Raw genomic sequence first — 11,113 nt, forward strand, 5'->3', positions numbered from 1 at the left:
TCTGCGCGCGGGCTACCGGGGGCCAATGCCCGCCGCCTGTCCAGTACCCACCTTCCTGGGGAACGGAGGTGACCGACATGGCAGGAGTTCGCGGAACCAAGGCGAAGAAGCTGATGGCCGAGGCCTCGAAGGCAACGGACCGCTCGCGCAAGGGGCGTAACAAGGTGCCCAAGATCAGCCGCTCGGATTCGAAGAAGGGGCACTCCAAGTCCGGGGAGCCCGTCAATTCGAAGGGCAATCGCTGAACCCAGTGCTGAACCCAGATGGCCAACAAGCGCGCGTCTTCCAACCGCGGCACCCCCCAGAAGCCGGCCGAGCGGGATGTGATGCCGCCCGGCATGGACGTGCCGGACAGCGACCTCTTCTTCAACCGGGAGCTGTCCTGGCTGGCCTTCAACAACCGGGTGCTCCAGCTGGCCGAGGACACGTCGGTGCCGTTGATGGAGCGCGTGAAGTTCTGCGCCATCTACGCGCGCAACCTGGATGAGTTCTTCATGATTCGCGTGGCGCGGCTGCACGAGCAGGTGCGCGGCCGCGTGGCGCGGCTGGTGCCGGATGGCGCCACCCCGGGCGACACGCTCGACAAGCTGCACGCGCACATCCTCGAGCAGGGCCGCCGTCACGGCGAGTGCTTCGGGCGCCAGCTGCGTCCCATGCTCGCGGAGAAGGGCCTGCGCATCCTCTCCATGAAGGAGCTCGACGCCGAGCAGCGCGCCCTGGTGGACCAGCGCTTCCGCGAGCAGATCTTCCCCGTGCTCACCCCGCTGGCCATCGGCCTGGGGCGGCACTTCCCGTACATCTCCAACCTCTCGCTCAGCCTGGCGGTGCTGCTCAGAGATCCGGTGACGGAGACGGAGAACGTGGCGCGGGTGAAGGTGCCCAAGGAGCTGCTGCCGCGCTTCGTCCCGCTCAAGGGCGGCACGTCCTTCGTGCCGCTCGAGGAGATCATCGCCCACCACCTGGAGGCCCTCTTCCCCGGCATGGAGGTGCTCGACCGGGGGCTGTTCCGCGTCACCCGCGACGCGGACTTCACCGTCTCCGAGGACGCCGAGGACCTGCTGGTGGCCGTGCAGACGGAGCTGCGCCAGCGCCGCTTCGGCGACGTCATCCGTCTGGAGGTGCAGGCGGGGATGAGCCCCAAGATGCTCGAGCCCCTCATGGAGGCGCTCGCCCTGGAGCCCCGCCAGCTCTACGAGGAGCAGGGCCTGCTGGACCTGACGGACCTCATGTCCATCGTGGGCACGCCGGGCTTCGCCGAGCTGAGGGATCCTCCCTGGACGCCCGTCACCCAGCCGCGCCTCAAGGCCGAGAGCGACAGCGGGGAAATCAGCACGGTGATGTCGGCCATGCGCCGGGGAGACCTGCTCGTCCACCACCCCTACGAGTCCTTCTCCACCTCGGTGGAGCGCTTCGTCACCGAGGCGGTGGAAGACCCCGACGTGCTCGCCATCAAGCAGACCGTGTACCGCACCTCGGACAAGTCGCCGCTGGTGCCCGCGCTCATCCGCGCCACCGAGCGCGGCAAGCAGGCCGTGTGCATGGTGGAGCTCAAGGCCCGCTTCGACGAGCGCACCAACATCCAGTGGGCGCTCGCGCTCGAAGAAGCGGGGGTGCACGTCGTCTACGGCATCCCCGGCCTGAAGACGCACGCCAAGGCCATCCTCATCGTCCGGCGCGAGGGCGAGCGCGTGCGCCACTACGTCCACGTGGGCACCGGCAACTACAACTCGAAGACGGCCCGGCTCTACACGGACCTCGGCCTCTTCACCACGGATCCGGAGATCGGCGCGGACGTGGCGGACCTCTTCAACTTCCTCACCGGCTTCGCCCGCCCCAAAACCTTCCGCAAGCTGCTGGTGGCCCCCATCAACATGCGCGAGGGCCTGCTCCAGGAGATCCGCCGCACCATCAGCGCGCACTCGGCCGAGCACCCCGCACGCATCCAGATGAAGATGAACGCGCTGGTGGACCCGGCGATGATCCGCGCCCTCTACGACGCCTCGCGCGCCGGCGTGAAGGTGGAGCTCAACGTGCGCGGCATCTGCTGCCTGCGCCCCCACGTCCCCGGCGTCTCGGAGAACATCCACGTCGTCTCCACGCTCGGCCGCTTCCTGGAGCACTCGCGCATCTACCTCTTCGAGCGCGGCGGCGAGACGCGCTGCTACATCGGCTCGGCGGACCTCATGCCCCGCAACCTGGACCACCGCGTGGAGGCCCTCACGCCCGTGGGCGAGCCCGCGCTCATCGCTCAAATCAAGGACCTGCTCGACCGGTGCCTCTCCGACAACACCCACGCCTGGGTGCTCGAGGCGGAGGGCACCTGGCGGCGCCGGCCTCTGGGGAACGAGAAGCGCTGGGTCCAGGGCGAGTTGATGGAGCGCGCCGTGCGCATGGCCCAGGCCTCCTCCGGACGGCCCCTGCCCTGACGCGGCGCCCGCCCCTTCCGCCCCCCCTTCACTTTTCGGGGGCCCCCCTCCCGGCCTTTTGTTGCAGCTACAATCATGCAGCCGGATGAGTCCCCGGGTTCCCCGGCATCCCAGCGAGCCTGGAAGCAGGTGGGCGGGCGATTGTATTGGCCCCCGGACAGATCGGAAGATGGGGGTCCATCCACCCGCGTGGGCCCATGGCAACCGATCAGGAAACGCAACACCCCCAGACCGATGAGAGCGCGCCCGCCGTCGCGGCGCACGGCCCCAAGAAGCTGGAGCAGCCGGCGATGTGGCCCGGCAACGTGCCCAACCAGACGCAGGCACTGGAGGTGCTGCGAGGCCAGCGGACGCTGGTGGTGTCGCTGCCGAGCGCCCGCAAGCTCCAGGAGAAGCTCACCCTGCCCGAGCGCGAGGCGCTCCAGGACGACGGTCTGGCGGACGCCCTGCGCGATGCGGTCGCGGTGCGCTGGCGTCTGGCGGCGGCGCAGGATCTGCTGCTGAGCGGCGGAGGCAAGGTGGACGAGGGGGCGCTCAACGCGCTGCTGGCCGAGGTGGACCGGACGCTGGAGGCCCTGCGCGCGGCGACTCCGGCCTCGCCGGACCTGGGGCTCGCCATTGATCGCACCTGGGAGACGCTGACCCAGGAGGCCGTCGACTTCTCCAGCAACGTGAAGGCGGCCTCGAACCAGCCCGCCGCCCCCGTGCACCCCGTCCACGCGGCGCCGAAGAAGCCCGCCGCCACCGGCAAGGTGACGTTCCAGGCGGAGGAGACGGATCCGCAGAAGCAGGGCAAGGCCCGCAAGCCGATCTGGCTCTACGCCACCCTGGGCCTGGCGGTGGTCGCGGCGGGCGCCTACCACTTCTTCAACACGACGCAGGGTCCGCCTCAGCCCCCCGCCTATCCGGGTGCTCCCGCCAACACCGTCATCCTGCCCGACACGGCCAGCGGCGCCCTCGTGGTGCGCTCGATGCTCGTCGGCTCGGCCTCTCCGGAGCTGCAGGCGTGGCTCAAGCAGCAGGAGGCCAAGGGGATGCAGCTCAAGGAGCTGGGCCCGGGCAACTACCTCCTCACGCCCTCGCCCGCCGCCAAACCCCCGGCCACCGCCGGCAACACCACTCCGTGAGCCACGCGCTCCCGCCTCTCCCGCCCACTCCAAGGGAACACGTCATGACGAACCGAAAGCTTCACCCCGGCCGCGTGCCACAGGGCTTCACCCTCATCGAGCTGATGATCGTCGTCTGCATCATCGGCCTGCTGGCCACGGTGGCCCTGCCCGAGTTCCAGAACGTCCTGCTGCGCACCAAGCAGGCCGAGCGCGAGACGATGCTCAACTCGCTCGTGCGGATGATCAATGACTACTCCTCCTCGCACAACGGGCAGCTGCCGGGCGGGGCGACGGTGGACCTGCCGCGCAATCCGAACTCCGCTCCGGACGGCAGCAAGAAGCCCTTCGACATGACGGTCGGGCACTGGGCGGACCTGGGCTGGGCGCCGGATGGCCACGTCTACTTCCGCTACGACGTCACCAGCACCGCGCCCGACACGCTCGTCGTGACGGCCCAGGCCGACCTCGATCGCGACGGGATGGTGAGCTTCAAGTCCATCACGCTCAAGCTCCAGGGAGGCATCTGGCAGCGGTACAGTGAGACCGTGTACGGCGGCTGGTTCTAGGCCTCCGAATGAGGTAGGAGCGCTCCCATGGGCGCTCAATGGAAGCAGAAGGGCCGCACCGAGCATGCGGCCGCCAAGGGCCGGCTCTTCACCAAGCTGGTGAAGGAGCTCATCGTCTCCTCCAAAGCGGGAGGCCCCGACCCCGGCACCAACCCCCGGCTGCGCATGGCGGTGGAGCAGGCGAAGAAGGCGTCCATGCCGCGCGAGACGCTCGAGCGCGCCATCAAGCGGGGCGCCGGGCTGCTGGATGAGCCGGTGAACTACGAGACCGTCATCTACGAGGGCTTCGCCCCGCACCAGGTGCCGGTCATCGTCGAGTGCCTCACCGAGAACAAGAACCGCACCGCCACCAACCTCCGGATGCTGTTCCGCAAGGGGCAGCTGGCCAGCAGCGGCGCGGTGTCCTGGGACTTCAACCGCCTGGGCGTCATCGAGGCCACGCCTCCCGAGGGCGGCGCCGACGCGGAGACCGCCGCCATCGAGGCGGGCGCGCAGGACCTCGAGGCCGCCGAGGAAGGCGCCACCCGCTTCCTGACGAACCCCACCGAGCTCGACACGGTGAGCAAGGCCCTCACGGGCCTGGGCTGGACGGTGAGCGCGCAGAGCCTCGCGTGGGTGGCGAAGAATCCGGTGCAGCTCGAGGGCGAGGCCCGCGCCGAGGTCGAGTCGTTCCTCGTGGCCATGGACGAGGACGACGACGTCCAGAACATCTACGTCGGTCTCAAGTGAACCTCGCGGAGCTGAACACCCGGGTGCGGGCCCTGCTGTGCCGCGAGTCTCCTGCGGCACCGTTGCCCCTGACGGCTCGCGGGGAGCTCGCGCCCCTCGAGCCGCCCTCCCCCACGCATCGCTTCCTTCCCTTCCTGCCCTCGCACCAGCAGCGGGCGCTGTCCGTGACGGCCCGCTTCATGGAGCTGGCCAACGCAAGGCCCGGTGAGGCGGGACTCGCGGCGGTGCTCGACGAGGCCGAGCAGCAGGCGCGACACGGAGACCCCGAGGAGACGAAGTACGCGCTGCGCGTCTTCCTCGCCCACCACCCCGAGGGCCGCGCGCTGTCCGTGCCGCCCCTGGTGGAGCGCGCCCCGCACCTCGTGGTGCCGTCCAAGCGCCCGGAGCTTGCGCGCAAGGGCAACCCGGGGACTCCCGGCGCGGAGGTGTGGCTCGACTACTTCCGCGAGGACACGGGGCTCAACGACCACGTCGACACGTGGCACGTGAAGCACCCGGCCGCCGGCTACCCGGATCCCACGCAGCCCCAGCGCCGGCTCCTGCAAGAGCGGCGGGGAGAGCTGTTCTGGTACGTGCACCAGCAATTGCTGGCCCGCTACGACACGGAGCGGCTGGCGTTCGGCATGCCCCGCACCGTGCCCCTGGAGGACTACGCGTCCCCCATCAACGAGGGCTATGACGCCGGCCTCCCCGGTTTCGCGCCCCGGCCACCCGGCCTGAGCCCGAAGGGGATTCCCGGCTACGGGATTGACGACCACGCCATGCGCCGCGACCGGCTCTTCACCGCGGCCTCCTCGGGGCTGCTGTGGCACGGCGGCACGCCCATCCTCCTCGAGAGCCTCGAGCAACTCGCCGACACCGCCGAGTCCAACCTGGGCTCCGTGGACGGCGAGGCCTGGGCGGACCCGCTCGGGCACTATGGCTCGCACCACAACCTGGGGCACGTGCTGCTCGCGTGCCTGACGGGCCCTCGCGACAGGTCGGGCCTGCCCGGGGTCATGGCCTCCCCGGCCACCGCGGCGAGGGATCCGCTCTTCTTCCGCTGGCGCCGCCACGTGGACGACATCATCGACGCCTGGCAGAGCACCCACCTGCCTCCGCACGACGTGTCGGCCGACGCGCCCCAGGTGCTCGTGCGCAAGTGGCTCGGAGACGGCCTCGCTCCAGCGCACCAGAGCCCGGACATCCTCCTGTGCTTCCACCAGGACATTCCCGGGGCGGACGCTCCGGACTTCGACGGGCAGAAGTGGGGCGAGGCCACCTTCGGCGGTGACGCGTGGACCAGTCCTCCGCCGGCCTTCCGCGCGAGCACGCACACGCTGCGCACGCACATGGCGCAGCATCCGGTGCGGCTCGACCACGACGCGTTCCATTACTTCCTGCGGGTGGAGAACCTGCTGCCGCGCGAGCAGAAGGTCCTGGTGCGCCTCCTCGTCGCGGCGGATGCGTACGCCGAGGATCGCCGGATGTGGATGGAGCTGGACCACTTCGTCCACACACTGAAGCCCTCGGAGCAGGCAGTCATCCACCGGCCCGCGAGCCGCTCCTCCGTGGTGCACGAGCGCGGCTGGCCCCTGAACCTGCTGCTGCCCCGAGGCCGGCGCGAGGGCCTGCTCTTCCGCTTCATGGTCATCATCACCCATGCGGAGCGGGAAGCCGTGGGCGGAGAGGACGCGGCGACCTCGCACGAGTGGGGCTATCCGTTCAACCGGCCCCTGCCTCCCGGACAGCGCATCGCGGACCTCGTCACGCATTCGCACATCGCGACGCGCAACATCTGGATCAATCACATCTCTCCCTGAGCGCGTTCCGTGTCTCCTCGCTGACAGCGCGGAGGACTGAACACCGCTCTCGTTCTCCGATTGGAGCGCGCGCAGCACGGGTCTATTGCTGCGGGCCGTGCTTCGCGGTGCGCGGCCGAGGGAGGAACAACCATGAGGCGTGGGGCCGGTGTTTCCTGGATGCTCGCTGCCCTGCTGTTCGCCGGGGCCGCTTCCGCCGAGGAGGCCCCTCAGGGCCAACCTCCTCCGCCCAAGCTGCCACCCGGTGTCTCCGCCACGCTCTGGAAGCTCTCCGTGCCGCCCGGCGCCGAGCCCACTCCGGAGAAGGTCGCGCTCGGGCAGAAGCTCTTCCTCGACAAGCGGCTGTCCGCGGACGACTCCACCTCCTGCTCCACCTGCCATGACCCGGACAAGGGCTTCGTGGACGGCAAGCCACTCGCCGAGGGCGTGCAGAAGCGCAAGGGCAAGCGCAACAGCCCCACCGTCCTCAACGCCATGTTCAACGCCACCCAGTTCTGGGACGGGCGCGCGGCCACGCTCGAGGAGCAGGCGAAGCTGCCCATCCTCAACCCCGTGGAGATGGCGATGCCCTCGCCCGAGGCCGTGGTGGCCAAGGTGCGGGGCATCCCCGAATACGCCTCCGAGTTCCAGCGCGTCTTCGGCCGCGAGGTGAACTACGACGACCTGGCGGCGGCCATCGCGGCCTTCGAGCGCACCCAGTTCTCCGGCAACGCGCCCTTCGACCGCTTCCTCCTCCAGGGGGACGAGAAGGCCCTGGAGGCCTCGGCGAGGCGCGGCTGGGCCCTCTTCAACGGCAAGGGCCGCTGCAACTCGTGCCACGCGGCCAACGCCACCGCGCCGCTGTTCTCGGATCAGAAGTTCCACAACATCGGCATCGCGGCGCACAAGCAGGACTTCGTGAAACTCGCCCAGGAGGGCCTGCGCGTGGTGCGCACCGGCGACGAGAAGCAGATCGACGAGCTGGCCCTCCAGACGGACTTCACCGAGCTGGGCCGCTTCCTCGTCACCAAGTACGACAACGACATCGGCGCCTTCAAGACGCCCACGCTGCGCAACATCGGCGTCACCGCGCCCTACATGCACGATGGCTCGCTCGCCACGCTGTGGGACGTGATGGACCACTACAACAAGGGCGGCATCGCCAATCCCTTCCTCGATGGAGGCATGCAGCGGCTGGGGCTCACCGAGCCGGAGATCGACGACCTGGTCGCCTTCCTCTTCACCCTCACCGACGAGCGCTACGCGAAGTTCAACGCCCAGGAGCAGGCGAAGCAGCGCGCTCGCAAGAACACGCGCCCCGAGCGGGACACCGCCGTGGCCCTGGGGAAGAAGGGCAACTTCGGGGACATCGGCGTCAGCCCGAACCTCGAGGTGAAGAACCCCGCCGACGTCGGTGCGTACGGCGGCGAAGCGGCAGCGGGCAAGACGACGCAGAAGGCGAAGACTCCGGCGAAGTAGGAGGCGCACGGCCCATGGGCAAGGGATACAAGAGCATCGAGACGAAGTACTACGAGGAGCGCCAGGCCCTCTTCGATGAGCTGGGCAAGCTGGATCGCCGGGCCTTCCTGCGCGTGGCCGGGCTGTCCGCCGGCATCGCCGCGGGCATGGGGCTGGTGACACCGCACGGCTTCCAGCTCGTCCGCGTCGCTGGCGCGCAGGAGTCCAAGCCGCGCTTCTCCTTCGCGTACATCTCCGACACGCACCTCTACACGCGCGACCTCAATGATCGCTTCGTGCGCTCCATCATGCGTGCCGTGGACGACGTCAACGGGTTGGACCCGCAGCCGGACTTCGTCCTCTTCGGCGGAGACCTGGCGCAGCTCGGCCAGCGCGAGGAATTGAAGCTCGGCGCGGAGATCCTCAAGGCCGTGAAGGCGCCAGTGAAGATGATGGTCGGCGAGCACGACTGGTACCTCGACATGGGCGAGGCGTGGCGCGAGCTCTTCGGCCAGCCCACCTACGCGTTCGAGCACAAGGGCGTGCACTTCGTGGTGCTCAACTCGGTGGTGGAGAAGGACTTCTGGACGAAGCCCGGCTACACGCCCATGGAGCGCATGAAGATCGTCGCCGGCCTGGACAACGGCATCCAGTCCCGCTTCGAGGTGGGCGCCGAGCAGCGCGAGTGGCTGCGCCAGGACCTGGCCAAGGTGGACAAGAAGACGCCCGTCATCGTCTTCAGTCACTCGCCGCTCTACAAGTACTACCGGCCGTGGAACTTCTGGACGGAGGACGCGGACGAGGTGCAGGCCCTGCTCAAGCCCTTCGAGCACGTCACCGTCATCCACGGGCACACGCACCAGTTGCTCAGCAACCGCATCGACAACATCCAGTTCCACGGGATGCTGTCCACCGCGTGGCCCTGGCCCTACGCCCCCGAGGGCCTCCCGAGCCTCACCGTGCAGATGAACCGGGTGGATCCCTTCAGCAACTTCGACGGGCTCGGCACCGGCCGCGTGGACGTGCTCGAGGCCGGCGTCGTCGACAAGCTCTACCGGCTGTGGGACCGCGCCCCCATCACCGTGCGCTCCAGCTACCTGGCCTCCAACGGCAAGAAGGACGCCCCTCCCCGCCCCCGGCTGCCCAGCTACTAACGAATACCCGCGAGAGAACACCATGAACCACCGGACGAAGCTCCTCACGGGCCTGTGCGCGCTGCTGTCGGCGCTGAGCGGCGTGGCCCTGGCCACCGGCTCCGATGCGCTCCCCCAACACACGCTGCCTCCATCCAAGAACCGCAACCTCGTGCTCGGCCTGTGCGATGGCGAGACGGCCCTCGAGGTGAAGGGCGTCAAGGAAGGCGAGAAGCTGTCGCACGGACAGGCCTTGGACGTCACCCAGCAGCTCATGAGGGAGTGGCGCCGCAAGAACCCGGACGCGCGTTGGGACGACACTCCCGCTCCCTCCGCGGTGCTGGCCCAGGCCCCCACTCCGCCGCCGAGCCCCCATCCGCAGGGCCCTCGCAGCCCGCCCGCGGTGCCACCCACGCCGCAGAAGCCCTCGGCGGGCAAGAGCAACCGGGAGAACGGCCCCAATGCGTCCTCGGGCGCCTCGGGCATGGCGGCACAAAAGGGCGCCGACGTGCAGGCGGGCCACACCTACGGCGCCTTCAGTGAGCGCGATGAGCAGATCTGGGCCGCCTCCACCCAGGCCTTCGTCGAGGAGGGCAACCGCGTGTTCCATGACGCGGACGCGCTCGGCAGCACGGTGGCGGTGTCCTGTGACATGTGCCACCCGGACGCCGCCAATACGCACCCGGAGACCTATCCGAAGTACCAGGTGCAGCTCGGCCGCGTGGCCATGCTGCGCGACATGATCAACTGGTGCATCGAAAACCCGGTGCGCGGCAAGCCCCTGGCCGACAATGATCCGAAGATGCGCGCCATGGAGGCGTTCATCTACGCCAAACGCAAGGGCGTGCCGCTCGAGTTCGGCAAGCACTGAGGGCCCGGTCCGCCCGGGGCGATGGCCTCAGTAGTCGCCCTTGCGGATCTTGAAGTGCATGGCCTCGAACTGCTGGAGCAGCTTGTCGCGCTCCTGCGAGAAGAGCTCGCGCGCCCGGGGCTTCTGCTCCTCCGAGAGCACCTTCTCCGCCTGGAGATAGGCCTCCGAGTCGTTGTCCTGCATCTGGCGCAGCTTGGACTCGATGAGCTCCAGCCGCTGACGGCGCTGGAGCTTCAGCTGGTCCACCTCGGGCGGCCCGCTCATCGTCCCGCCCTTGCCTCCGTTGACGTCGTGCGCCCCCGCGCCCATGTAGCCCCCGTGCCAGGGCTTGTTGTCCTTCTTGACCTGTTCCCGCAGGGCCTCCAGCTCGTACTGGAGCGAGATGTTCTTCTCGTGCAGGGTGAAGTCCATCTTCTCGAAGCGGTCCACCTGCTCCGGAGTGAGGACCAGCTCGGCGCGGTGCTCGAGCAGCACCGCCAGCGAGGACTTGAAGGCCATGCCCGAAGCCGCATCCCCCTCGCCGCGCTGGGACGCGGTGGAGCGGGCGCAGGCCGCGAGCGACAGGCACATGCACAACAGCAACATCTTCCGGGTCATGCGCCCCATCGTGCCACCAACCCGGGCACACGGTATACGAAGGCAACACCATGCCGACCGACTCGGACGGGCGCCTGGCATCCAACCTCTGGAAGCTCCAGGCCATCCGGATGCTGTTCTACCTACAGTTCTTCTCCGCCGTCCTCGTGCCCTTCTTCACCGACTGGGGCGGCATCTCCCTGGCCCAGGTGCTGTTCCTCAACGCCTGGTTCTTCCTCTGCAACTTCCTCTTCGAAGTGCCTACCGGCACCGTGGCGGACTTCCTCGGCCGCAAGGTGTCCCTGGCCCTGGGCAGCCTGGTGGGGCTCGGCGCGGCGCTGCTCTACGTGTCCCGGCCCGCCCTCCCCGTGTTCAAGGCCGCCGAGGCCGTCTTCGCCAACGCCAACACGCTCCACTCCGGCGCCGACGATGCGCTCGCCTATGTCAGCCTCAATAGCCACGGG

10 protein-coding genes and 1 pseudogene are annotated in these 11,113 nt (G+C 69.0%); 10 read left to right on the plus strand and 1 reads right to left on the minus strand.

Annotated elements, in window-relative coordinates; translation table 11 throughout:
- The first annotated feature begins 77 nt into the window (after positions 1-77).
- The 9 genes from ACJ8AN_RS10020 (at position 78) to ACJ8AN_RS10060 (ending at position 10,073) form a co-directional block, all read left to right on the plus strand.
- On the plus strand, positions 78-245 hold the full coding sequence (locus ACJ8AN_RS10020) for a hypothetical protein (protein ID WP_407755055.1): 168 nt from the start codon (positions 78-80) through the stop codon (positions 243-245).
- 18 nt (positions 246-263) lie between these two features.
- Positions 264-2,426, plus strand: coding sequence for a polyphosphate kinase 1 (ppk1, locus tag ACJ8AN_RS10025; protein ID WP_407755056.1), 2,163 nt, complete (start codon positions 264-266; stop codon positions 2,424-2,426).
- A gap of 197 nt (positions 2,427-2,623) precedes the next feature.
- Positions 2,624-3,553: a hypothetical protein gene (locus tag ACJ8AN_RS10030; protein WP_407755057.1), complete on the plus strand. Its 930-nt coding sequence runs from the start codon at positions 2,624-2,626 to the stop codon at positions 3,551-3,553.
- A 44-nt stretch (positions 3,554-3,597) separates the two neighbouring features.
- Positions 3,598-4,101, plus strand: coding sequence for a type IV pilin protein (locus ACJ8AN_RS10035; protein WP_407755058.1), 504 nt, complete (start codon positions 3,598-3,600; stop codon positions 4,099-4,101).
- Between the two features lie 27 nt (positions 4,102-4,128).
- Positions 4,129-4,830: a YebC/PmpR family DNA-binding transcriptional regulator gene (locus tag ACJ8AN_RS10040; protein ID WP_407755059.1), complete on the plus strand. Its 702-nt coding sequence runs from the start codon at positions 4,129-4,131 to the stop codon at positions 4,828-4,830.
- Positions 4,827-6,632: a tyrosinase family protein gene (locus tag ACJ8AN_RS10045; RefSeq protein ID WP_407755060.1), complete on the plus strand. Its 1,806-nt coding sequence runs from the start codon at positions 4,827-4,829 to the stop codon at positions 6,630-6,632. Before ACJ8AN_RS10040 ends, ACJ8AN_RS10045 begins: the two co-directional genes overlap by 4 nt.
- Positions 6,633-6,764: 132 nt before the next feature.
- Positions 6,765-8,090 carry a cytochrome-c peroxidase gene (locus ACJ8AN_RS10050; RefSeq protein ID WP_407755061.1) on the plus strand — a complete coding sequence of 442 codons (1,326 nt, stop codon included), beginning with the start codon at positions 6,765-6,767 and terminating at the stop codon, positions 8,088-8,090.
- A gap of 14 nt (positions 8,091-8,104) precedes the next feature.
- On the plus strand, positions 8,105-9,223 hold the full coding sequence (locus ACJ8AN_RS10055) for a metallophosphoesterase family protein (RefSeq protein WP_407755062.1): 1,119 nt from the start codon (positions 8,105-8,107) through the stop codon (positions 9,221-9,223).
- Positions 9,224-9,245: 22 nt separating this feature from the next.
- Positions 9,246-10,073 carry a c-type cytochrome gene (locus ACJ8AN_RS10060; protein ID WP_407755063.1) on the plus strand — a complete coding sequence of 276 codons (828 nt, stop codon included), beginning with the start codon at positions 9,246-9,248 and terminating at the stop codon, positions 10,071-10,073.
- Positions 10,074-10,100: 27 nt separating this feature from the next.
- On the opposite strand, the gene ACJ8AN_RS10065 is transcribed toward ACJ8AN_RS10060, so the two are convergent.
- Complete coding sequence (locus ACJ8AN_RS10065; protein ID WP_407755064.1) at positions 10,101-10,670, minus strand: hypothetical protein; 570 nt, start codon at positions 10,668-10,670, stop codon at positions 10,101-10,103.
- 50 nt (positions 10,671-10,720) lie between these two features.
- Between ACJ8AN_RS10065 and ACJ8AN_RS10070 the strand changes: the two are divergent.
- Positions 10,721-11,113, plus strand: a pseudogene (locus ACJ8AN_RS10070) (hypothetical protein); the annotation flags it as partial.

It is taken from the genome of Archangium sp., assembly GCF_045802675.1.
Classification (GTDB): Bacteria; Myxococcota; Myxococcia; order Myxococcales; family Myxococcaceae; genus Archangium.

Bases quoted from the DNA above. Each gene is read 5' to 3' on its own strand.
- ACJ8AN_RS10035 (WP_407755058.1), top strand. From the start codon at position 3,598: ATGACGAACCGAAAGCTTCACCCCGGCCGCGTGCCACAGGGCTTCACC.
- ACJ8AN_RS10065 (WP_407755064.1), bottom strand. From the start codon at position 10,670: ATGACCCGGAAGATGTTGCTGTTGTGCATGTGCCTGTCGCTCGCGGCC.
- ACJ8AN_RS10050 (WP_407755061.1), top strand. From the start codon at position 6,765: ATGAGGCGTGGGGCCGGTGTTTCCTGGATGCTCGCTGCCCTGCTGTTC.
- ACJ8AN_RS10030 (WP_407755057.1), top strand. From the start codon at position 2,624: ATGGCAACCGATCAGGAAACGCAACACCCCCAGACCGATGAGAGCGCG.
- ppk1 (WP_407755056.1), top strand. From the start codon at position 264: ATGGCCAACAAGCGCGCGTCTTCCAACCGCGGCACCCCCCAGAAGCCG.
- ACJ8AN_RS10060 (WP_407755063.1), top strand. From the start codon at position 9,246: ATGAACCACCGGACGAAGCTCCTCACGGGCCTGTGCGCGCTGCTGTCG.
- ACJ8AN_RS10040 (WP_407755059.1), top strand. From the start codon at position 4,129: ATGGGCGCTCAATGGAAGCAGAAGGGCCGCACCGAGCATGCGGCCGCC.
- ACJ8AN_RS10055 (WP_407755062.1), top strand. From the start codon at position 8,105: ATGGGCAAGGGATACAAGAGCATCGAGACGAAGTACTACGAGGAGCGC.
- ACJ8AN_RS10020 (WP_407755055.1), top strand. From the start codon at position 78: ATGGCAGGAGTTCGCGGAACCAAGGCGAAGAAGCTGATGGCCGAGGCC.